Origin of the sequence: Streptomyces sp. NRRL S-87 (assembly GCF_000719335.1) — a bacterium.
Lineage (GTDB): Bacteria > Actinomycetota > Actinomycetes > Streptomycetales > Streptomycetaceae > Streptomyces.
Genome location: NZ_JOGB01000011.1, coordinates 12,879 through 35,982 on the forward strand (window position 1 = coordinate 12,879; position 23,104 = coordinate 35,982).

Sequence of the window (23,104 nt, forward strand, 5' to 3'; positions counted from 1 at the left end):
TCGGGCGCACGACGGGCGGCCGACGGGCGGACTCCCCCGGCGGTCGTCCGGCACGGCTCACGGCTGGGCCAGCTGTTCCTCCGCCTGCGCCAGCAGTTCGGTCAGCCGCAGTCCGAACGAGGCGTCGCAGGGGTGCGGATCGCCGGTGCGGGCCGCGTGCAGCAGGGCGTCGAGCGCCCTCCCGTAGGCGCCGGGTACGTCGGTCCAGTCGGGCAGTGCGGCGATCCCGGGCAGCCCGCGCAGCTCGACGCCGACGCCGGACGCGGCCTTGGGCGCGCTCAGCGTCAGCGCGGCCGTGCTGGAGGCGCCGGAGGTGTGCCGCAGCGTGAGGTGGACCAGGTCCGCCGGACCGCGGGCGGCCGTCAGCGCGGTGACGTCGCCGAGGACGGGGAGGAGGACGGACAGCGCGTGCGGGCCGACGTCCCACAGCCCGCCCTTCTCCTGCCGCCACGGCGAGGCGGCGTACGGGCTCTTCGTGCCGTCCGGCGGGTAGACCGCTCCGTACCAGTGCGCCCGGGCGGTGAACCAGCCGTCCCGTCCGGCCTGCTCCGCCACCCAGTCCGAGGTGGGCTCGGCGAACCGCAGGGTGAGGAAGACGATGCTGGCGACCCCGTGCCGGGCGGCGGCACCGGCCAGCGCGCGGGCGCCCGCGACCGTGGTGGCGACGGGTTTGTCGAGGAGCAGGTGGCAGCCGGCCGCGGCGGCCTCGACCGCCAGCGGGGCCTGGACGTCCGGCGGCAGCGCGAAGGCGACGACGTCACAGTCCGCGAAGAGCGCCTCCGGCGAGTCGTACACCTTCACGCCGTGCGCGTCGGCGAGTTCGGCCGCGGCGGCGGGGCGGCGGCCCCACACTCCGGCGAACTCGGAGCCGGCGTGCGCGGCGAGGGCGGGTGCGTGGGTACGGGCGGCCCAGGGACCGGTTCCCAGCAGGCCGACGCGGGGTCGGGTGCCGAGGGGTCGCCGGGCGCCGGCCGGGCCGTCGGAGTTCAAATCGTACGAAATGCTCACCCGCACAGTGTGCCGCACGTCCGGCCCGGCACCCCGGCGGGCACCCTGCACGGCACCGGGGCGGTCCGCGACCCCCGGTAACACGGGGTTCACAACCGGGCAACGGACGGGAAATCGCGCCTTGGCACGCTGCGGTCATCACCGCAGCGTGCGCAGCGCAGCGCAGCCGCCCATCGCAGCACCCGCAGCCGAAGGACGAGGGCCCGTGACCTACAAGGCCGAGTACATCTGGATCGACGGCACCGAGCCGACCGCCAAGCTCCGCTCCAAGACGAAGATCCTCGCCGACGGTGCCGAGCTGCCGATCTGGGGCTTCGACGGCTCCAGCACCAACCAGGCCGAGGGCCACGCCTCCGACCGCGTGCTCCAGCCCGTCTTCTCCTGCCCGGACCCGATCCGCGGCGGTGACGACGTCCTGGTGCTGTGCGAGGTCCTGAACATCGACATGACCCCGCACGAGTCGAACACCCGCGCGCTGCTGCGTCCGGTGGCGGAGAAGTTCGCCGGGCAGGAGCCGATCTTCGGCATCGAGCAGGAGTACACGTTCTTCGACGGGGCGCGCCCGCTCGGCTTCCCGGTCGGCGGCTTCCCGGCTGCTCAGGGCGGTTACTACTGCGGCGTCGGCTCGGACGAGATCTTCGGCCGCGAGATCGTCGAGAAGCACCTCGACCACTGCCTGGCTGCCGGGCTGGACATCTCCGGCATCAACGCCGAGGTCATGCCGGGCCAGTGGGAGTTCCAGGTGGGCCCGCTGGCCCCGCTGGAGGTCGCCGACCAGCTGTGGGTGGCCCGCTGGCTGCTCTACCGCACGGCGGAGGACTTCAGCGTCTCCGCGACGCTCAACCCGAAGCCGGTGAAGGGCGACTGGAACGGCGCCGGCGCGCACACCAACTTCTCGACGAAGAAGATGCGCGAGGACTACCGCGCCATCATCACCGCGTGCGAGGCGCTGGGCGAGGGCAGCAAGCCGCTGGACCACGTCAAGAACTACGGCGCGGGCATCGACGAGCGCCTGACGGGTCTGCACGAGACCGCCCCGTGGAACGAGTTCAGCTACGGGGTCTCGGACCGCGGCGCCTCCGTGCGCATCCCGTGGCAGGTGGAGAAGGACGGCAAGGGCTACATCGAGGACCGCCGCCCGAACGCGAACGTGGACCCGTACGTGGTGACGCGGCTGATCGTGGACACCTGCTGCACGGGGCTGGAGAAGGAGGGGCTGGTCTGACCGACCGCCCCCGTCCCCACCGCCACCCCCGCCACCCCCGCCGCCCTGCTCCCGCCCTGCCGGCCCGACCGGAGGGCGAGACGGGACGTGGACAGGGCAGCGCCCGCCGTTCCGACGGCGGGCGCTTTGCCCTTTCATGGTGGATTCGCCCCGAGGGCATCACCCTTGCATGGTGCGGAATTTGGACTTCCGGGTCTATTGACTGAGACGGGACTACGACGGAGACGTTTCGTCTGCTTCAATGGGCGCATGGCCAGCCACTGGAACACCCCGACGGGTCGCAGCGACCTGGAGCCGTTCTGGCCGTCCCGTCAGCACCACGATTTCGACCGGGTGTGTTGCCGCGCGGAGAACGCGCCGGCCCTCTAACGCCTTCCTTCCTGCCGAAGGCCTTCGGTCTGCGCGGTACGAGTACGTCCCACGTCTCCTGCCGACGACTTCCGCGTGAAAAGAGCTGACCACTCATGGCGAACACCCGTGTCTTCCCGTCCGCTGCCTCCTCCGCTGCGACCGCCACCCTTCCGGTCCCCGCCCACCGCCACCGGCTGCGCGCCGTGGACCCCGACGAGGTCCCGCGCGGGGCCGACTGGTTGCCGCCGGGCGCCACCTGGCTGCCCGCGCCGCAGCACACCGTCCCCGCGCTGCCGGGCCGCCCCCCGATGGTCGGCTACCTGGTGCTCGTACCGGCCGACCAGCAGCCGCTGCCGGCGCGGGGCCCGATCGCGCAGCCGCCCGCCTTCACCCTGGCGCCGAGCGCCGCCCCGGTCCTTCCCGACCCCTCCGGCTCCGCCCGCTCCACCCGCCCGGTGACCGGCCAGGTGTCCGGTCCGGTGTCCGGTCCGGTGTCCGCCGCCGCACCCGACGACGGCGCCGTCACCGGAGACGGCCTGGTCCGGATCGACCCGGCACGCCGTACGGCCGAGGTGGCCGGGCGCGAACTGGACCTGACCTACCTGGAGTTCGAGCTGCTGGCCCATCTGGTGGCGAACCCGCACCGGGTGCACAGCCGCGACCAGCTGGTCTCCACAGTCTGGGGCTACGGCCACGTGGGCGACGGCCGCACGGTCGACGTCCACGTCGCCCGGCTGCGCCGCAAGCTGGGCGCTGCGCACCGCGGGGCGATCCAGACCGTGCGGCGCGTGGGCTACAAGTACGCGCCCTGAGGCCCGGCCCCGGCCGGGGCGCCGCGCCCGTACACGGCGGTGGGCCCCGCACTCCGCGCCGGAGTGCGGGGCCCACCCCCGTGCGGGCCGCCCCGTTACGCGGTCCGGGCCTTCAGGACCCGGCCCGTGACGACGTCCAGTACCAGGAACGCCACGAGGCTGATCCCGAGCAGCGGCACGAACCAGCCCACCAGGCCGGTCACCGCCGCCAGCGGCAGCAGGAGCGGCAGCGGGACCCTGCGCCACGCACCCGGCGCGTACGCCGGGCCGAAGGAGGGGCCCTCGTCCCTCGTCGGCCGGCGCAGCCACCACATGCGGTAGCCCCACACCGTCAGGAACACCAGCGCCAGGCCCAGTGCGGCCAGTGCCAGCTGGTTGACCAGGCCGAACAGGACGCCCATGTGGATGTCGATGCCCCAGCGGGTCAGCTTGGCGAGCACCGGGTAGTCGGCGAAGCGGAGGGTGTCCATGACCTTGCCGTCGGCCGGGTCCACGGCGACCGAGTCGAGGTGGGTCGGGAACTGCCGGTCGCGCTCCTTGACCACGTACCCCTTGCCCTCGGCGGGCAGGGTGATCTGTACCTGCGTGTCCACGCCGGCGGCGCGGGCCGACTCGACCACCTCGTCGATGCCGACGTCCGCGGTCTTGGGCATCGGCATGTCCATGGGCATGTCGGGGCTCATGTGGTGGCCGGCGTGTTCGCCGCCCGCGCCTCCGGTCGCGCCCGGCAGGGCGGCGGCGACGGCCGGGGTGGCGCCGCCGAGCCTGTCCTGGACCTCACCGATGTTCTCGCCCGCGTACGTCGACCAGGTCAGGCCGGTGGCGGAGAGGACGACCAGGCCCGCCGCGGACCACAGGCCCACGGAGCCGTGCCAGGACAGGGTCCTGCGACGCCCGGCGGCCCCGCGCTCGGGGAGCAGCAGCAGTCGGGCCCTGCGGGCGGTGCGGCGGCGGCCGATCCACAGGGCGAGGCCGCCGAGGGCCACCACCCACATCCAGCTCGCGGCCAGTTCGCTGTAGATCCGGCCGGGCTCGCCGAGGTGGAGGTTGCTGTGGAACGTCGACAGCCAGGCGCGCAGCGGGAGCGCGTCGCCCGAGGTCTCCAGGCTGCCGCGCACGGTGGCGGTGTACGGGTCGACGAAGACGGTGAGGTCGCGGTCCTCGGTGGTGACCTCGGGGCTCGCCATGAGGACCCGGGTGGTGGCGCCCTCCTGGGGGGCCGGCCAGACGGCGGTCACCGTGCCGTCGGGGTGCGCGGCCCGGGCGGCGGCGACCTGTGCGCTGAGGGGGCGGGTCGAGTCGCCGGCGGGGACGGTCAGCTCGTGGCGGTACAGCAGCTTCTCGGCGGGGTACGACAGGGCGTACAGCGTGCCGGTGACGGCGGCCAGGAGCAGCACGGGCGCGATGAGCAGGCCCGCGTAGAAGTGCATCCGCAGGGTCAGCGGGCGCAGGGCGCTCCAGGCGGAGCGGCGGCGGGCGGCCGGCGGCCGCTCCGCGGGCGGGTCCGCAACCGGGGCCGGGGCTGTATCGGGGTCGGCGGACGGGATCCCCTTGACGGGGTCGATGATGGCCATGACGGTCCTAGGTGTTGGCGTAGACATGGGGAACCGGCCCCGCGTCACGCCGCCTCGCGGCCCGTTCGGACGTCAGGCGAGGGCGGGCCGGCCGGGGGCCGTGGCGCTCGGTGCTCGGAGCCCGGGCGGCCCACGCCGGACCAGGGTGTGGGCGGGCAGCGCGCCGCGCAGCCGACGCGGCCGGCCGGCGTACGCGCGCGGGCGGCGCGGCGGCACGGCGACCGGAGCGGCCCGCACGAGCAGGCGCACGAGCGCCAGGGCGCGGCGCAGCGGGGCCGCGGCGCGCAGCGCCACGACGCGCGCGAGCCGGAAGACGGCGGCCTCACCGCGGGCCAGCCAGAAGGCGCAGAACAGCCCGGCGAGCACGTGCGCGGCCAGCATCCCGAGGCCGCCGTGCCCGGCCATGTCGGCCATGTCGGCCATACCGGCCGCGCCGGTCATCGCGTGGGTCCCTGCGTCGATCCCCGTGTCCATGCCCATGTCCATGGACGAACTCGCGTCCGTGCCCATGTGCATGCCGGCGTCCGTGCCGCCCATGTCCATGTGCATGGACGGGGCACCGGCGGACGCGGATCCCGGACCCTCGGTGGTGGCGAACAGCAGGTGCAGCGCTCCCTGGACGGCCAGGAGCGCGCCCGATATGGCGAACGCCCCGCGCCGCCCGCGGGCGGCGACCCACGCCAGCCCACCGACCACACCAAAAGCCCCCAAAAGGGGACCAATGGGTATGTCATGACCGGACATGAGCGAATGCCCCACGGCTGCCAGCGCCACGCACATCGCCGCGAACACCGCGGCCCGCACTGCCCGCACCGGCGCCGAAACCCTGATCATGTCCTCGCCATGGTCCCACTCCGGGACGCCCCGCATCACACCGCCCCCGGCGACCCCCGCCGCGGCCCGGTCGTGCGGGGCGCGGGGTGATGGCGGATCATCAAGCACGAGCGCCCCTACGAACGAGCCGGAGCCCTTACATGACCGCCACCGCCACCCCGTCCACGACCGTCGCCAACCTGCGGGACCTCGGCGGCGCCCCGCTCGCCGGCGGGCGCACGGTGCGCGCGGGGCTCGTCCTGCGTTCGGGCCAGCTGGACCGGCTGGACGTGGCGGCCGACCCCGTGGTGGCGGCACTGGGGCTGCGGACGATCGTGGACTTCCGGACGGACGCCGAGCGGGCCGACCGCCCCGACCGGGTACCGGAGGGCGCACGACTGCTGGTGGCGGACGTGCTGGCGGACAAGGTGGAGTCCGGCGAGATCCCGGCCGCCGCACAGCTCAAGCACCTGCTGGCCGATCCGATCACGGCCGAGCGGGAGCTGGGCGGCGGACGCGTCGAGCGGTTGTTCGAGCAGACGTATCGTTCCTTCGTCAGCTCCGGATCCGGCAAGGCGGCGTACCGGACGCTCCTGACCGCGCTGGCGGACGAGGAGTCCGGGCCGCTGCTGTTCCACTGCACGGCGGGCAAGGACCGCACCGGCTGGGCCGCGACGGTGCTCCTGACGCTGCTCGGCGCCGACGAGGAGACGGTCATGACCGAGTACCTGTCCGTCAACCCGGCGGTGCGGCAGGCGTTCGCCCCGATGATCGAGGGGTTCACGATCTCGGGCGGCAACCCGGCCACGGCACTCGCGATGATCGGCGTCGTGCCGTCGTACCTGGAGGCGGCGCTGGACGAGGTGGCCACGCGGTACGGGTCCATGGAGGCGTACGTGCGCGAGGGGCTGGGCGTCCCGGACACGGCCGTCGCCGCGATCCGGGCCCGGTTGACGGCCTGACCCGGGCGCGGCGGGCACCCCGCCGCTTCGAGGGCCGGTGACCATCCGGGGATTCGCTCGTTCTGCTGAACGTGCCTACCCCGGATGCCGTCACCCGCCCCGATCCCGCCACGCCGAAGGCCGCCCCGTCCGAGGGCGCCGCGCCGCGGGGGCCGCGTCCCGCCGCGGGCGCCGCCCCGGCCGCGCACCCCCCGGCGGGCGCCCCGGCCGCGACCGCCGCCGTGGGCGTCGAGCGGGCCGAGGCCGCGATCGTCGAGCACTACCCGCGGCTGGTCCGGATGGCCTACCTCGTCCTCCCGCCCTCCCTCGGGCGGCACCGACGCGTCCTGACCGCGCACGCCCTCGCGCAGGGCGCCCTGCCCCGGTCGTCCCGCGCCACCGCCCGCTCGCGGGCCACGGGGTCCGGCACCGGCACCGGCACCGGCACCGGCACCGGGAGCGTTTCCAGGTCCGGCACCGGCACCGTCCCCACGCCCCGGGCCGGCCTGGACCGGGTGGGCGGCGACGCCGGGTACGCCTACGTCCGGCTGCGCGTGCTGCGGGCCGCGCTGGAGGCCGGGCTCCCGCTGCGCCGCCTCGCCCTGCCGAAGCGGGCCCAACTGCCGCCCCTCCTCCCCCAGGTCCGGGGCCTGCGGGTGTTCCCGCGCGCCGGCGGCGCCGACGAGCTCGCGCTCGACCAGTGGCTGGCCAGCCTGACCGGCGAGGGCCGGGCCGCGTTCGTCCTGCGGGCCATGGAGCGGCTCCCCGAGCCCGAGGTGCTGCGGCTGCTCGCGGAGGCGGGGGTGGCCGACCCGGCCGAGGCCCTCGCGCAGGTGGGCGAGGCGGAGTCGGACGCGCTGCTGGACTCCCCCGAGTTCGACCCGTGCGTGCTCCAGGCCCGGCCGACCGACCTGATGCGCCGCCGCCGGCACGCCCGGGCCTGGCTCGCGGCCGCGGCCGCCGCCGCGGTGGCCGGGACGCTGCTCGCGCTGCCCGGCGGCGGCTGGGGGGCCGACGGCGCGGCAGCCCCGCCGTACGCCCGCAACGCCGCCGCCGAGCAGGCCCTCGACCCGGCGCGCGTGACGGTGGCCGGCGCGACGGACTGGCGCGCGTCGACCCGTACGGACTTCTCGGCGTGGCCCGCGCGCGGCGACCGGACCGGCGACCACGGACTGCTGCGCCGGGCCCTCGCGGTGTGGGCGCGGCCCGGGTCGTCCGTCCAGGCGTCGGCCACCCCCGGGACCCCGTCGGGGCCGCCGATGGGCCCGCCGCAGCTGCTGTTCGCCGGCGAGGTGGACCAGGCGGTGGTGGTCCTGCTGTACGACGGCCTGCGGATCGCCCGGTACGCGGAACCGCGCGAGGGCACCGCCGGCGCCGCACTCGACTTCGCCCGCGCCGACGGCGCCTCGGCGGCGACCGCGAGCGCGGTGGTGCTCAGCCGGGTCGACGGCAACGTGCGCTACCTGACCGCCCCCTGGGTGCGCGCGGCCGCCGTACGGGACCTGCTGCGACCGGACGCGGCCGCCGTACCGCTGCGGTTGGCGGACGGGGTGACGGCGCCGGTGGCGAGTCCCGCGCTGGACCGTTCCTGCGCCTCGTGGAACGCGCTGTCCCTGACCGGCGCGCCGGACTCCGCGGAGCCGTCGGGGACTTCGACGGGTGCGTCGGCCGGTGCCTCGAAGGGCGCTTCGGCGGGCGCGGAGGCCACGCGCCTGGTCACCGACCTCGGCGAGCTGATCCCGGCCCGCCTCACCGCCGGCTCCCCGGGGGCGCCGCACGACGTGGCGGGCGGGGCCGACCGGGACCGCTGGGCGAAGACGGCCTGCCTGCTGCCGGCCGTACGGTCGCACGGCGTCCGGTCCGTCAACTCGTGGACGTACGCCCACCAGCCGCTGCCCGAGCGGGGCGGCACGGCGGCCTGGGTGTGCACCCGCGCCGAGACCTGGGGCGGCGGGCGGGAGCGCGTGCTGGCGCAGTTCCAGACGCCGGGCCCCGGTACGGGCGCGCTGGTGGCGCGGGCCGAGGGGGTGCCGGAGTGCGGTGCGCGGGCGCCCCGCGTGCTGGCGGGCGTGCTGTGGAAGTCGGGGGCCGGGCACTGGTACGTCCTGGCTGCGGGCAGCGGGCAGTTCACCTCGGTGACGGTCGGCGGGGCCGTGCACGGCACCTCCGCCGGCAACCGGCTCGCCGTACCGGCGCGGGCGGGTGCGCAGGTGGAGCTGAGCGGGCGGCTGGCGGACGGGTCCCGCGCGGGAGTCCTGCGGTAGGGGCGGCCGGGGCGGGGAGCCCGTCCCTCCCGGGAATTGCGCGCGGGGGCTGTTGCGGAGGCTTCACCCGTCAGTACATTGACGCCATGTCTAATACGCAGCCTGCCCCGGTGGCGTCCGAGCACATAGCCCTCAAAGCCCGCAATGTCGCCTTCTCCTGGGACGGGACCCCGCTCCACTGGCTTCCCGGCGACCCGTTCTCGACGCACACGATGAACGTGCTGCACCTGCTGCTGCCGGCCGGCGAACGCTGGTTCGTGCACGTCTACAAGCAGGTGCTGCCGTACATCACCGACGAGCGGCTGCGCGAGGACGTGATCGGGTTCATCGGCCAGGAGGCGATGCACTCCCAGGCCCACGACGACGTCCTCCCCCACCTCAAGCGGCAGGGCCTGGACCCGACGCCGTACACCGCGCAGGTGGACTGGCTGTTCGAGAAGCTGCTCGGCGACCGCACCCTGCCGCCCGGCCGGGCCCGGCACTGGTGGCTGATGGAGCGGGTCGCGATGATCGCGGCCATCGAGCACTACACCGCGTTCCTCGGCGACTGGATCCTCAACGCCGACGAGCTCGACCGGCGGGGCGCGGACCCGATGATGCTGGACCTGCTGCGCTGGCACGGCGCGGAGGAGGTGGAGCACCGGTCGGTGGCCTTCGAGCTGTTCATGCACGTGGACGGCGGGTACCGGCGGCGGGTGCGGACCTGGGCGACGGCCTTCGCGGCCCTGGTGTGGATGTGGCAGCGGGGCTCGCGCTTCTTCATGGAGAACGACCCCACCCTCACGGAGGGCAGGGCCTCGCTCGGCAAGCTGTTCCGCGCCGGGCAGCAGGGCACGCTGCCCTCGACCGGCGCCATGCTGAAGTCGATCCCGCGCTACCTGTCGCGCACGTACCACCCGTCGCAGGAGGGCTCGACGGCCCAGGCGGTGGCGTACCTGGCGTCCTCCCCGGGCGCGAACGGGGGCCGCGTACCGGCGGGAGCGGCACCCGCCGCGACCCCGGCCGAGGCCAAGGCCGAGGCCGCGCCCGCGCCGGCGCCGGCGTCCGCGCCCGGGAAGACCCCAGCCGCCACAACCACCACACTCACCACACCCGCCACCGGAGGCAACTGACATGCCCCGCCTCGCAACGGTCGCCGTGGTGGCGGCCGCGGGCCTGGTGGCGCGCCGCGCCGTGCGCTCCCGCATCAAGGCCTCCCCCCTGTGGCCCCTGCCCGCCCTGGCCGAGCCCGTCTCGGGCCGCTCCCCCCGCCGTCCGCTGTACGCGCGGATCACCGGCCGCGAGGAGGTCGCCGAGGGCGTGGTCCGCATCCGCGTCGAGTCGGACGACCTCCCGGCCTGGGAGCCGGGCGCGCACGTCGACGTCCACCTGCCCTCCGGCCTGGTGCGCCAGTACAGCCTGTGCGGCGACCCGGCCGAGCGCGGGGCGTACGTCTTCGCCACCCGCCTGGTCCCGGACGGCCGCGGCGGCTCGCGCGAGGTCCACGAACAGCTGGCGGTGGGCGCGGAACTGGAACTGCGCACCCCGCGTAACCGCTTCCCCCTCGTCCCCGCCCCCCGCTACGTGTTCGTCGCCGGCGGCATCGGGCTCACACCGATCCTCCCGATGCTCCGCGCCGCCACCGCGGCCGGCGCCGACTGGCACCTCCACTACGGCGGCCGCAGCCGCGCCTCGATGCCGTTCCTGCCCGAACTGGCCGCGTACGGCGACCGCGTCACCGTCGTCCCCGAGGACGAGGCGGGCCCGCTCGACCTGTCCCGCCTCGCCGAACTCCCCACCGCCACGGCCGTCTACTGCTGCGGCCCCGAACCCCTGATGGACGCGGTGTCAGCCGCCCTCGCCCCGGGCGTCCCCCTCCACCTGGAGCGCTTCGCCCCGGCCTCCCGCCCCGCCCCCGAGTCCCCCTTCACGCTCGAACTCGCCCGCTCCGGCCGCACCGTCGAGGTCTCCGCGGACACCACCGCCCTGGCCGCCGTCCGCACCGCACTTCCCGACACCCCCTACTCGTGCGAACAGGGCTTCTGCGGCACCTGCAGGCACCGCGTCCTCGCCGGCGAGGTCGACCACCGCGACGACCTCCTCACCGACGAGGAGCGCACCGACTCGATGCTCCTGTGCGTCTCCCGCGCCGAGCCCGGCTCCCACCTGGTCCTGGACGCGTAGAAGCGGAAAGGGGACCTCCGGGGCGGTGGCGGGGTGGGGGCGGGTCGGTAGGGTGGGCGGTATGACGACCGGGGTGCGCCGCAGGATGGGTGTCGAGGAGCGGCGGCAGCAGCTGATCAGCGTGGCGCTGGAGTTGTTCAGCCAGCGCTCGCCCGACGACGTGTCGATCGACGAGATCGCGGCCGCGGCCGGCATCTCACGGCCGCTCGTCTACCACTACTTCCCGGGGAAGCTCAGCCTGTACGAGGCCGCGCTGCGGCGGGCGGCCGACGAGCTGGCCGGGCGCTTCCAGGAGCCGAAGGAGGGCCCCCTCGGGGCGCGTCTGCTGCGGGTGATGGGGCGGTACTTCGAGTTCGTCGAGGACCACGGGCCCGGTTTCTCCGCGCTGATGCGGGGCGGTCCGGCGGCCGGGTCGAGCCGGACCAACGCGATGATCGACGAGGTGCGGCAGGCCGCGTACGAGCAGATCATCGCGCACATCGGCGTCACCGAACCGCCGGCGCGGCTGGAGCTGGTGGTGCGTTCGTGGGTGTCGCTGGCGGAGTCCACGGCGCTGCTGTGGCTCGACGGGCGGAAGATACCCCGGGCCGAACTCGAACTGCAGCTGGTGCACGACTTCGCGGCGCTCGCCGCGGTGAGCGCCGCGTACGACGCCGAGATGGCCGGGGTGCTCGTGCAGATCCTCTCGGGCGAGCCGGCGGACGGCCCCTTCGGGGAGCTGGTGGGGCGGTTGGCCGCGCTGGTGCCCGCACCCGTGCCGGCTCCTCGGTAGGGGCCGCGGCGGGGTTGTCCGGGAGCGGCCCGTCCGGCCGATAATTCCCGCGTGATCATTGACGATGGGATCGTGTTCCGGCAGGCCGGCGAGGACGACACGGCGCTGCTGGTCCGGCTGTACGACGGCGCCGCGGCGTGGATGCGCGCGAACGGCATCCGGCAGTGGAAGGCCGGGGAGAAGGACGCCGCGCACTTCCGGCGGATCATGCGCGAGGGCGAGGTGTGGATCGCGCGCGACGCCGACGGCGCGGTCTGCGGGGCGTACGAGCTGTGGTGGTCCGACGAGGAGGCCTGGGGCGTCCAGCCCCCGGTGGCCGGGTACGTGCACCGGCTGATGGTGGACCGGTCGACCGCCCCGCCCGGGACCGGGCGGCGGCTGCTGGAGCACGCCGAGTCGCGGATCGCCCGTACCGGTCGCGAACTGGCGCGGCTCGACTGCCAGTCCACCAATCCGCGGCTGCTGGCGTACTACCAGGGTGCGGGGTACCGGGTGGTGGGCGAGTTCCCGTCCAAGCAGGCCAAGGACGGGCGGGTGTACGGGGTGATCCTGCTGGAGCAGCGGCTGCTGCCCTAGCGGGACCCGTGCTCCGGTCGGGTCGGGTCGGCCCGGCGCCGGGGCCGGCCCGTGCCGTTCATCCCACGCGGTCGCCCCGGCGCGCAACACCGCGCGTCCGGACAGCGCTGGGCGGGTCTCGGCCGATCGGCCGGTTCCGCGGCGCGGCGGCCGCGCCGGCCCCGCTACAGATGGGGGCGACCGGTCGGACACCGGAGGAAACAGCACAGGAAGAAGCACAGGAAGAAACAGAGGAAGAAAACAGGGGTGCGGCGCCCGCACGCCTCCCCGCGCGGGCACCGCACCCCTCACCTTCCCGGGACCGTCAGCCCCTCTTGAAGACCGCGACCGTGCGGCCCGGGACCGTGAACGTCCCGTCCCGGTACGAGGCCGCCCTCGCCACCGCGTCCGCGCCACCGGCCTGTACCGGGTGCAGGGCGTACGCCCGGCCGGCCAGGTCGGCCACGTGCTGGCGCTGCTCGCCCGGAGTGGCGTTGAAGACCACGACCAGGTCGCCCAGCGCCATCGTGATCACGCCCGGGGTCTCGCCCGCGCCGGAGAGCGGGAAGGACAGGGCGGACTGCACCTCGGCGGTCGTGGCCAGGGCGAAGGCCGGCTCCGTGGTGCGGATGCGGAGCAGGTCCGCGTACGCCGCCGCGGCGCCGTCGATCTCGGCGCAGCCGGGCACCTTCAGACCGGTCAGCAGGGGCTTGGCGTAGGCCCACTTGGCCCGGTTGTCGGCGGCCGGGGGCAGGCCGCGGCCGAAGCCGTTGCCGTCGCGGCAGTCCCAGTGGATGGCGTTGAACCAGTCGCCGCTGTCGAAGGAGTTGCGGTCCAGCGACTTGGAGCGCAGCAGGTCGGTGCCGGCCTGGGAGAGCGCCGGGCCCTGGGAGAGGGCGGCGGTGGCCATGGCCAGGACCTGCATGCGGGCCCGCTCCGGGGCCGCGGTGCCGCCCGGGAGCTTGTAGGCGAGGGCGTCGTACAGCGACTCGTTGTCGTGCGCGTCGACGTACGCGAGGGCGTCGCCGGGGGCGGCGGCGTAGCCGGCCGGGGCGCCGTTGTAGTCCACCTCGGAGCCCTTGACCGTGCGGCCGCTCGAGTCGGTGAAGGCGTACCCGGCCAGGTTGCCGGTGAGGCCGACCTTGATGAGGTCCTGGTCGTGCAGGAGGCGGGCCTTCTGCTGCTCGGGGGTGCCGTTGCCGGGGGCGCCGTTGGGGTCGGTGTACAGGCCGGAGGCGAAGCCCTGCAGGCGCGGGTCCTCGTCGAAGGGGCCGCCGCCGCGGACGGCGTCGCGCGCCCGGTCGGAGAAGGTGGCGATGCCGGTGCCGGCCATGTTCTTCTGCGTGGCCTGGACGAAGCGGGCGTCGTCGGCGACCTCGCCGAAGTTCCAGCCCTCGCCGTAGAGGATCACCTTCTTCCCGTCGACGCCGTCCTTCGCGACCGTCAGCGCGTCGAGGGCCTTGCGCACCGCCAGGATGTTGGCCTTGGGGTGGTGGCCCATGAGGTCGAAGCGGAAGCCGTCGACCTTGTACTCCTTGGCCCAGGTGACGACCGAGTCGACGACGAGCTTGCCCATCATGGCGTTCTCGGGCGCGGTGTTGGCACAGCAGGTGGAGGTGGCCACGCTGCCGTCGGCCAGCAGCCGCTGGTAGTAGCCGGGCACGATGCGGTCGAGCACGGACTTGTCGGACTGGCCGGCGGCGACGGTGTGGTTGTAGACCACGTCCATGACCGTGCGCAGCCCGGCCCCGTTCAGGCCCTGCACCATGCGCCGGAACTCGACCGTGCGGGCCGTGCCCTCGGGGTCGCTGGCGTACGAACCCTCGGGGACGGTGTAGTGCAGCGGGTCGTAGCCCCAGTTGTACGCGTCCTTGGCCGCGGCCCGGGCCGTGCAGGCCTGCTGCTCCTCGGAGTCGGGCGCGTAGACGGACAGGTCGCAGGCGGGCTCGGTGCGGTCGGCCGGCTTCTCGGGGATGGTGCCGATGTCGAAGGCGGGCAGCAGGTGCACGTACGAGGTGCCGTGGGCGGCGAGGTCGCGCAGGTGCTTCATGCCGGCCGAGCCGGTGTCGGTGAAGGCCAGGTACTGGCCGGGGTGGGCGGAGGTGCGGTCGGCGACGGAGAAGTCGCGGACGTGCAGCTCCTCGATCCGGGCGTTCCGGAAGGGCACGGCGGCCGGCTTCTTCAGGGTGGCCCAGCCGGCCGGCTTGAGGGCCGGGGCGGCGAGGTCCACGGCCAGGCTGCGGGCCGAGTCGGTGGTCAGGGCGGTGGAGTAGGGGTCGGTGACGAGGTTGGTGACGACCTGCTGGACGGTGGGGGCCCAGACGGTGACGGCGTACCGGTAGGGCTTGCCCTTCCAGTCGGCCGGGCCGGTGGCGGTCCACACGCCGGAGGTGTCGTTCCGCTTCATCGGGACGGTGCGGCCGTCCAGTTCGAGGGCGACCGACTGCGCGGTCGGGGCCCATACGGACAGGCGGACGGAGCCGTCGCGGCCGAAGACCGGGCCGAGGGCGGCGGGGGCGGCGGTCGCCGCGTACAGGTCGTCGAGGACGCCGGCGAGCTGGACGCCGGTGGCGGCCAGGACCGCGCCGTTGGCGGCCCGGGCGGCGGCGACGAGCTGGCCGCGCAGGGCGGCGGGTACCCGGTCGCGGTCGCGCGGGTCGACGGAGTAGGCGGCGTAGGAGGCCAGGTGCGGGTAGCGGGCCTTCTGGGTGTCGGTCAGCGTCGTGCGGTTCAGGCGCAGCCACCGGGCGGTGCCGGTGAGGGTCCCGTCCGTCGCCTTGACCGAGCCGTCGCGGGAGGCGAGCAGCTGGGCGGAGGCGGCGGCCTCTGGCGCGTTCCAGGCGAGGGTGTCGCGGTCGATCCAGACGGCCTGGGCCTTGGTGAGGTCCAGGGCGGCGGCGGAGCCGGCGGCCTGCGGCAGCAGGTGCTTCTCCTGGCCGGCGAGGAGCCAGGCCTCGCCGCCGGTGGCCTTGAGGTCGAGGGACTGGTCGGCGGGGAGGTCCTTCTGGTCGCCGTTGTGGAGGATGTAGCTGAGCGAGGTCGCGCCGGGGGCCAGCGGTACCTCGTAGACGGCGCCGTACGCGTCGAGGCGGGCGGGCATCAGGGGCTTGGACCAGTCGGTGGGCTGGGCGGCGCCGGTCCAGGTGTGCAGGCCCCAGCCGTCGTACCGGCCGTCGGCGCGCCGGTAGTGCAGGACGGCCTTGCCGGCGTCGGGGGCCGGGTAGGGAGGCCGGTCGGCGCGGGCGGCGTCCTTGCCCTGCTCCAGCCAGATCTCGCCGGTCCTGGTGACGTCGATGGTGCGGTCGGCGCCGACGTCCTTGGTGCCGTCCTTGTCGATGACGAGGTAGCCGACGGAGGTGGCGCCGGGCTTCAGGCGGACCCAGGCGAAGGCGCCGTAGGCGTCGCGGCCGGTGAAGGCGTGCCCGGCGGGCCACTGGGTGCCCTCGCCGTCGGCGATGTCGCCCCAGGCGTACAGGCGCCAGTCGGTGTAGTCGCCGTCGGGGCGCTTGTAGTGGACGACCGCGTAGTCGCGCTGGGTGGCGGTGGGGACGTCCTTCGGGGGGACCCGGCCGGCGACGGAGTCGGCGAGCGCGCTCGCGGTGCGGCCGTCCGCGGAGACGGCCACGGCCTTGTAGCGCAGGGCGGTGCCCTCGGGGGCGGTGACGTACTGGGTGACCTTGTACGGGGCGTGGTCGGCGGAGCCGAGCACCTGCCAGGGGCCGGTGCCGACCTGGGCGGCGAACACGACCCGGTCGCGGCCGCCGCCGGTGACGTCGGCGGAGAGCTCCACGGTGCCGGTGGCGCCGGCCGCGGGGGCCTTGAGGGTGACGGCGGGTGCGGTGGCGGGGGCCGGCAGCGGGGCGTCGGCCTTCAGCACGACGGAGCCGAGGGCGGGGACGGTGACGGTGACCTTGCCGCCGTCGCCGGTGCGGGCCGCGTCCTCGGTGCCGTACAGCGGGGCGAAGTCGGTGCCGGCGGCGCTGTCCACCGGGATCTCGACGGTCCGGGGCGCGGTGGCGTTGTTGGCGGCGACCAGGTACTCGGTGCCCGCGTAGGCGTCGGTGCGGGTGAAGGCGTAGACGGAGTCCCGGGAGAGGCGCTCGGTCTGGGTGCCGCTCGCGAGGCCGGGGTGGGCGCGGCGCAGCTTAGCGAGGGCGGCGATCTCCTGGTACAGCGGGTGCTGCGGGTCGTAGGCGTCGCTCGCGTGGGTGCGGTCGGTGCCGAGCTCGTCGTCGTCGAGGTAGTCGGCGGTCTTCGAGGCGAACATCGACTGGCGGGCGTCCTTGTCGCCGCCGGCGCCGGTGAAGCCCTGCTCGTCGCCGTAGTAGACGACGGGGTTGCCGCGGGAGAGGAACATCAGCTCGTTGGCGAGCCGGTAGCGGTCCAGCAGCTCGCCCTCGGCCTTGCCGGGGTTGTCCTGCTTCAGGAAGGTGCCGAAGCGGCCCATGTCGTGGTTGCCGAGGAAGGTCACCTGCTCGTAGGCGTTGGCCTTGCCGCTGGTGTAGCGGTAGTCGTCGGCGAGGACGGCGCCGAGGCGGCCGGCCGGGCCGCCCTGGGAGGCGTACGAGCGGATCGCGTCCTGGAGCGGGAAGTCGAGGGTGGCGTCGAGCCGGCCGCGGGTGACGTACGGGGACGTGATCGCGGTGTCGGCGGAGTAGACCTCGCCGAACATGAAGAAGTCGGGGCGGCCGCGCCGGGCGGCGTACGTGTCGAGGGCGGTGGCCCACCGGGTCCAGAACTCGGTGTTCACGTGCTTGACCGTGTCGATGCGGAAGCCGTCGACGGCGAAGTCGCGGACCCACGTCTCGTAGATCTTCTCCATGCCGGTGACGACCTCGGGGCGCTCGGTCCACAGGTCGTCGAGGCCGGCGAAGTCGCCCTGGTCGGAGGACTCGCCGGCGAAGGTGGAGTCGCCCCGGTTGTGGTACATCGTCGGGTCGTTGAGCCAGGCCGGAACCTTGAGGTCCTTCTTGGCGGCGGGGACGACGGGGGTGCGCGGGAAGGAGTTCGGGCCGACCTTCGGGAAGGGGCGCGTGCCGTCGGCGTAGTCGGAGTCGTCGAAGGGCACGCCGTCCTTGGTGAGGTAGGGGAAGGCGCCCTTGGAGAGGTAGGTGGAGGAGTTCGGCTCGTACTGGACGACGTCGGCGGTGTGGTTGGCGATGACGTCGAAGAAGACCTTCATGCCCTTGCGGTGGGCGGCGCCGATGAGCCCGGCGAGGTCGGCGTTGGTGCCGAAGTGGGGGTCGACCTGGGTGAAGTCGGTGATCCAGTAGCCGTGGTAGCCGGCCGAGGCGTCCTTGCCGGTGCCCTGGACGGGCTGGTTCTTGAAGATCGGTGCCAGCCAGATGGCGGTGGTGCCCAGGCCCTTGATGTAGTCGAGCCGCTCGGTCAGGCCCTTGAGGTCGCCGCCCTGGTAGAAGCCCTTGTCGGTGGGGTCGAGGCCGGTCTCCAGGCGGGTGCCGGTGAGCCCGCCGCGGTCGTTGGCCGGGTCGCCGTTGGCGAACCGGTCGGGCAGCACGAAGTAGAACTGCTCGCGGGTGAGGTCGTGCCGGGCGGGCTCCTTGGCGAGCCGCGCGTCCGAGGGCGGGGCGGGCGGTGCGGCCGCGGCCGCCGGGAGGGCGGGCGGGAGCGTCGCCGCCAGGGCGGCGGCGAGGCTGCCGGCCGCCGCGCGCAGGGCTGGGCGTATCAAGGGAGGGTCTCCTTGAGGTGGTGGTGAGGGCCGCCCGGCGGTGGCGGGGATTCTTACGGGTGCCGGGCGGCCCTGGCTCGGGGGGCGCGGGGTCAGTTGCGCCAGGTGTCGTTGAGCGTGACCTTGCCGTTCGCGGGGACGGTGGCGGTGCGGTTGGCGCCGCTCTCCCAGGTGACGTTGCCGGCGGCGTCCTTGCGGACGTACTTGTAGGCGAAGACGGTGCCGGCGGGGAGCGCGAGGTCGAGCTTCCACACGGGGTAGGCCGCGGGGTCGAGCTTGCGGGCGTTCGCCGGGTTCCAGCTGCCGAGGGCGCTCTGGTCGCCGCTCACGTAGATGTCCTGGCCCCAGCTGGTGGTGGCGTTGACCGCGAACGAGGCTCCCGTGTCCGCGGTGGGCGGCGGGGTGGTGCAGGTGCGGGCCCCGGCGTGCAGGGCGAGGGCGGTGTCGGCGCCGAGGGTGGCCGTGAACTGGCCGGACCCGTTGACGGTGACGGTCCGGCCGCTCTGCACGTCGCAGTAGTCGCCGGCGGGGAGGGCGGTCTGGAAGGTGCGGGTGAGGGCGGAGGCCTCGTGGTTGATGGCCACGTACGCCTTGTCGCCGCGACCGAACGCGATCTGGTTGCCGCCGTTGTCCCACCAGTTCACGACACCCTGACCGTGGGCCGTGTTCCGGAAGGCGACCATGGAGGCGATCTCGCGCCAGGCGTGCTGGCACTTCCAGCCGTCGGTGTAGCAGGCGTTCACCGTGCCGCCGTTCGGCGGGCCGGCGTCCTTGTCGGTCCACTCGTAGCCGGAGTGGACGTCGGGGGAGCCGTAGGGCCAGGCCAGCATGAAGACGGACGCGAGGGTGTAGCGGGCGCCGTCCTTGTAGTTGAGGCTGTCGCCGCCGCGCTCGGTGTCGTGGTTGTCGACGAACACCCCGGCCTGCGCGCCGGGCATGTAGCCCCAGGCCTCGCCGAAGTTCTTCAGGTACGCGAGCTTCTCGGAGCCGAAGACGCGCTTGAGGTCGCGGGCGTAGCGGAACTCCTGGACGTCGCCGGTGCCGAGGTACTCGGTCGGCGAGACCGCCTCGCCGGCGCCGTAGATGGCCTCCTGCTTCCAGTAGGCGTTCGGGTTGGTGAGCCGGGACTTGATGTTGGCGAGGTCGGCGGCCGGCATGTGCTTGGCCGCGTCGATGCGCAGGCCGTCGACGCCGAGGGAGAGCAGGTCGTTGAGGTAGCCGGCGATCCGGCCGCGGACGTACTCCTCGCCGGTGTCGAGGTCGGCGAGCTGGACGAGCTCGCAGTTCTGGACGTTGGCCTTGTCCTGGTAGTTGGAGATGCTGGCCCGGCAGTCGTCCATGTCGGCGCCCGAGTACAGGCCCGGGTAGTTGTACTTCGAGTACGCCGAGCCGCCGGTGCCGACACCGGAGCCGTCCTGGCCGGCCATGTGGTTGATGACGGAGTCGGCGACGACCTTGACACCGGCCGCGTGGCAGGTGTCGACCATCGCCTTGAACGCGGTGCGGTCGCCGAGCCGGCCGGCGATCTTGTAGCTGACGGGCTGGTACGAGGTCCACCACTGGGAGCCCTGGACGTGTTCCTGGGGCGGGGAGACCTGGACGTAGCCGTAGCCGGCGGGGCCGAGGCTGTCGGTGCACGCCTTGGCGACGTCGGCGAAGCGCCACTCGAAGAGGACGGCGGTGACGTCCTTGGCTCCGGGCGGGGTCGCGCCGGCCGGGGAAGCGGCCGGGCCCACGAGGGTGGTGGCCGCGGCCGCGGCGAGCGCGGCGGCGGCCGCCGTTCTCCTGACGCCCTTTCCGGTGGGGCGCCTCGGGGTGCGGTGCATGGGGGTCCTCCTGGCGGGAGAGGCGGGGATTGCCTGGACCGTAGGGGGGCCTCGGGATCATTGCAAGAGTTTGCGCAAGAGATTGCAGAAAAGTTTCGCGCAGATGTCCCGGCGGGGCGGGAGGCGCATGGAGAACCCCGCCGCGGCCGGGGCGGCAGGCTCCGGCCGGGCGGGGTGGCGTGGGGACCCCGTGCAGTGTGGCGCCGAGGGGACCCGCGCACCCCGGGCCGGCGGTCCGTATACGGGTCAGGCGCCGGACGGCACCACCGGCGCCGGGGCGGTGGAGCCGCGGACCACCAGTTCCGGCTGGAAGACGAACTCCGTGTGCGCGACCGGGTTGCCGCCCACCGCCTCCAGGAGCGCGCCGACCGCCGCGGTCGCCATGGCGCGGACCGGCTGGCGGACGGTGGTCAGCGGCGGGTCGGTGAAGGGGATCAGCGGCGAGTCGTCGAAGCCGATGACCGAGACGTCCTCGGGGACGCGCAGCCCCCGCTGCCGCGCGGCCCGGATGGCGCCCAGCGCCATCGGGTCGCTGCCGCACACGATGCCCGTGCAGCCGCGGTCCAGCAGCGCCTGGGCGGCCGCGGCGCCGCCCTCCACCGTGAACAGCGTGCGCTGGATGTACGGTTCGGCGTCCTCGACCCCGAGCACGTCCGACAGCGCCGCCGCGAAGCCCTCCGCCTTGCGGCGCGAGGGCACGTACCGGGTCGGTCCGACGGCCAGGCCCACCCGGCGGTGGCCCAGCTCGGCGAGGTGGCGCACCGCCATCGTCGCGGCCGCCCGGTCGTCCGGTGACACGAACGGCGCGTTGATGTCCTCGTTGTAGCCGTTGATGAGGACGAACGGCACGCCGCGCGCCGCCAGCCCCTGGTAGCGGGCGGGGTCGGCCGAGGCGTCGGCGTGGAGGCCGGACAGGAAGACGATGCCGGTGACGCCGCGTGCCTCCAGCTGCTCGACCAGCTCGTCCTCGGTGGCTCCGCCCGGGGTCTGCGTGCACAGCACCGGGGTGTACCCGTGCCCGGCCAGGGCCTGCTCGATGACCTGCGCGAAGGCCGGGAAGATGGGATTGGTCAGCTCCGGGATGAGCAGTCCGACCAGGCCGTTGCTCTTGCGCCGCAGCCGCTGCGGACGCTCGTAGCCGAGGACGTCGAGGGCGGCCAGCACCTTGTGCCGGGTGCCGGCCGCGACGCCCGCGCGGCCGTTGAGCACGCGACTGACGGTGGCCTCGCTGACGCCCGCCTGGGCGGCGATGTCGGCGAGGCGCAGGGTGCCGGCGGGGCCGGCCGGGCCGCCGTCAGGAGCGGCTCCGGCCGGCCCGCCGAACGCATCGGCGTCCCGGGGGACGGGAACGGTCAAAGCTGCCACCAGACCGCGCTGTCGGCCGGCAGCTCGCCGGCCCCGGCGAGCGGGCCGCTGGCCAGCAGCGGGGTGCCCGCGACCGGGTACGGCACGGCCTCGCCCGTGGTGTTGACCGTGCACACCAGCGAGCCGCGGCGCAGGGCCAGGACGCCCTCGGGCGCCTCCAGCCACTCGACCTCTTCGCCGGCGCCCAGGTCGGCGTGGGAGCGGCGCAGCTTCAGCGCGGCCCGGTACAGCTCCAGGGTGGACTCGGGGTCGCCGCTCTGGGCCTCGACGCTGAGCCCGGCCCAGGAGTCGGGCTGCGGCAGCCAGCTCGGGCCGCCGGCGACCGGGCCGAAGCCGTACGGGGCCTCGGTGCCGGACCACGGGATCGGCACCCGGCAGCCGTCGCGGAAGCCGTCCTGGCCGGCGGCGCGGAAGAACGACGGGTCCTGGCGCACCTCGTCCGGCAGGTCGGTGACGTCGGGCAGGCCGAGCTCCTCGCCCTGGTAGACGTACGCGGAACCGGGCAGCGACAGCATCAGCAGGGTGGCCGCGCGCGCCCGCCGCAGGCCGAGCTCGCGGTCGCCCTGCTCGCGCAGCTGGGTGCCGAGGCCGGCGGGGTTGGCGAAGCGGGTGGCGTGCCGGGTGACGTCGTGGTTGGACAGCACCCAGGTGGTGGGGGCGCCGACCGGGCGCATCGCGGCCAGCGAGCCGTCGATGACCTCGCGCAGCGCGGCGGCGTCCCAGTCGGTGGTGAGGTACTGGAAGTTGAACGCCTGGTGCATCTCGTCGGGGCGGACGTACCGGGCGGTGCGCTCGACGGTGGGGGTCCAGGCCTCGGCGACCAGGACGCGGTCGCCCTCGTACTCGTCGAGGATCCGGCGCCAGGAGCGGTAGATCTCGTGGACGCCGTCCTGGTCGAAGAACGGCATGACGTCGTTGCCGAGCAGCTTGAGCTGGTCCTTGCCGCCGATGTCGGGCAGGCCGGGGGCCTTGACGAGGCCGTGGGCGACGTCGACGCGGAAGCCGTCGGCGCCCAGGTCCAGCCAGAAGCGCAGGATGGAGCGGAACTCGTCCTGGACGGCCGGGTGCTCCCAGTTGAAGTCGGGCTGCTCGGGCGCGAAGAGGTGCAGGTACCACTCGCCGTCCGCGGTGCGGGTCCAGGCGGGGCCGCCGAAGATGGACTCCCAGTCGTTGGGCGGCAGTTCGCCGTTCTCGCCCTTGCCGGGGCGGAAGTGGAAGCGCTCGCGCAGGCGGGAGCCGGGGCCCTCGCGCAGCGCCTGCTTGAACCACTCGTGCTGGTCGGAGCAGTGGTTGGGCACGAGGTCGACGATGATGCGCAGGCCCAGGGCGTGGGCCTCGCGGATCAGCGCGTCGGCGTCGTGCAGGGTGCCGAACATCGGGTCGATGGCCCGGTAGTCGGCGACGTCGTAGCCCGCGTCGGCCTGCGGGGAGGCGTAGAACGGGCTGAGCCAGACGGCGTCGACCCCGAGTTCCTTGAGGTAGGGGAGCCTGGTGCGCACGCCCTCGAGGTCGCCCATGCCGTCGCCGTTGCTGTCGGCGAAGCTGCGCGGGTAGACCTGGTAGATCACCGCGTCTCTCCACCATCCCGTGTGCGTGCCGGTGGTCGGTGCGGCGGGGGCAGCGAGGTGCTGGGTCATGTCATCCCTGAGGTTTCGGGGTGGGGCGGCGCCGCCGTGGTCGGCGGCGGCGCGGCGCTGGAACAGGTGCGTGGGTCGAGGGGCGGCCGACGGGCCCGGGCCCTGTGCG

Annotated in this window: 15 protein-coding genes; 8 read left to right on the forward strand and 7 right to left on the reverse strand. The window is 74.4% G+C overall.

Features of this window, described 5'->3' with window-relative positions:
* Positions 1-57: 57 nt before the first annotated feature.
* Complete coding sequence (locus tag IF43_RS0109280; RefSeq protein WP_030196638.1) at positions 58-990, reverse strand: Gfo/Idh/MocA family protein; 933 nt, start codon at positions 988-990, stop codon at positions 58-60.
* A 223-nt stretch (positions 991-1,213) separates the two neighbouring features.
* Here IF43_RS0109280 and glnII point away from each other — a divergent pair, with 223 nt between their 5' ends.
* On the forward strand, positions 1,214-2,233 hold the full coding sequence (gene glnII / locus IF43_RS0109285; RefSeq protein WP_030196640.1) for a glutamine synthetase: 1,020 nt from the start codon (positions 1,214-1,216) through the stop codon (positions 2,231-2,233).
* Positions 2,234-2,697: 464 nt separating this feature from the next.
* A complete protein-coding gene (locus IF43_RS0109290) occupies positions 2,698-3,396 on the forward strand; it encodes a winged helix-turn-helix domain-containing protein (RefSeq protein WP_030196642.1) in 699 nt (232 codons plus the stop codon).
* Positions 3,397-3,491: 95 nt separating this feature from the next.
* Here the strand turns inward: IF43_RS0109290 and IF43_RS0109295 are convergent, their stop codons facing one another.
* Together IF43_RS0109295 and IF43_RS41550 are read right to left on the reverse strand one after the other, a co-directional pair.
* Positions 3,492-4,970, reverse strand: a complete 1,479-nt coding sequence (locus tag IF43_RS0109295; protein WP_030196643.1) for a PepSY domain-containing protein — start codon at positions 4,968-4,970, stop codon at positions 3,492-3,494.
* A gap of 72 nt (positions 4,971-5,042) precedes the next feature.
* Complete coding sequence (locus tag IF43_RS41550) at positions 5,043-5,666, reverse strand: hypothetical protein (RefSeq protein ID WP_051794986.1); 624 nt, start codon at positions 5,664-5,666, stop codon at positions 5,043-5,045.
* A 278-nt stretch (positions 5,667-5,944) separates the two neighbouring features.
* Between IF43_RS41550 and IF43_RS0109305 the strand changes: the two genes are divergently transcribed.
* The 6 genes from IF43_RS0109305 to IF43_RS0109330 all read left to right on the forward strand — a co-directional run bounded on the left by IF43_RS0109305 (position 5,945) and on the right by IF43_RS0109330 (position 12,499).
* A complete protein-coding gene (locus IF43_RS0109305) occupies positions 5,945-6,745 on the forward strand; it encodes a tyrosine-protein phosphatase (protein WP_030196648.1) in 801 nt (266 codons plus the stop codon).
* Between the two features lie 221 nt (positions 6,746-6,966).
* Positions 6,967-8,988 (forward strand): hypothetical protein, encoded by a 2,022-nt coding sequence (locus IF43_RS0109310; RefSeq protein WP_107048444.1) that lies wholly within the window; start codon positions 6,967-6,969, stop codon positions 8,986-8,988.
* An 86-nt stretch (positions 8,989-9,074) separates the two neighbouring features.
* A complete protein-coding gene (locus IF43_RS0109315; RefSeq protein ID WP_078910022.1) occupies positions 9,075-10,100 on the forward strand; it encodes a metal-dependent hydrolase in 1,026 nt (341 codons plus the stop codon).
* Position 10,101: 1 nt separating this feature from the next.
* Positions 10,102-11,151, forward strand: a complete 1,050-nt coding sequence (locus tag IF43_RS0109320; RefSeq protein ID WP_030196654.1) for a PDR/VanB family oxidoreductase — start codon at positions 10,102-10,104, stop codon at positions 11,149-11,151.
* A 61-nt stretch (positions 11,152-11,212) separates the two neighbouring features.
* Positions 11,213-11,923: a TetR/AcrR family transcriptional regulator gene (locus tag IF43_RS0109325; RefSeq protein ID WP_030196656.1), complete on the forward strand. Its 711-nt coding sequence runs from the start codon at positions 11,213-11,215 to the stop codon at positions 11,921-11,923.
* 51 nt (positions 11,924-11,974) lie between these two features.
* Positions 11,975-12,499 (forward strand): GNAT family N-acetyltransferase, encoded by a 525-nt coding sequence (locus tag IF43_RS0109330; RefSeq protein WP_030196658.1) that lies wholly within the window; start codon positions 11,975-11,977, stop codon positions 12,497-12,499.
* Positions 12,500-12,803: 304 nt separating this feature from the next.
* Here the strand turns inward: IF43_RS0109330 and pulA are convergent, their stop codons facing one another.
* From pulA to IF43_RS0109350, 4 genes are all read right to left on the reverse strand, one after another.
* Positions 12,804-18,167 (reverse strand): pullulanase-type alpha-1,6-glucosidase, encoded by a 5,364-nt coding sequence (gene pulA, locus IF43_RS0109335; RefSeq protein WP_030196660.1) that lies wholly within the window; start codon positions 18,165-18,167, stop codon positions 12,804-12,806.
* Between the two features lie 92 nt (positions 18,168-18,259).
* The gene (locus IF43_RS0109340) at positions 18,260-19,993 is read right to left on the reverse strand and encodes a carbohydrate-binding module family 20 domain-containing protein (RefSeq protein ID WP_051794990.1); all 1,734 of its coding nucleotides are present in this window, start codon (positions 19,991-19,993) and stop codon (positions 18,260-18,262) included.
* 246 nt (positions 19,994-20,239) lie between these two features.
* Positions 20,240-21,259 (reverse strand): LacI family DNA-binding transcriptional regulator, encoded by a 1,020-nt coding sequence (locus IF43_RS0109345; protein WP_037887900.1) that lies wholly within the window; start codon positions 21,257-21,259, stop codon positions 20,240-20,242.
* Positions 21,260-21,345: 86 nt separating this feature from the next.
* Complete coding sequence (locus tag IF43_RS0109350; RefSeq protein WP_030196673.1) at positions 21,346-22,995, reverse strand: glycoside hydrolase family 13 protein; 1,650 nt, start codon at positions 22,993-22,995, stop codon at positions 21,346-21,348.
* Positions 22,996-23,104 lie beyond the last annotated feature (109 nt).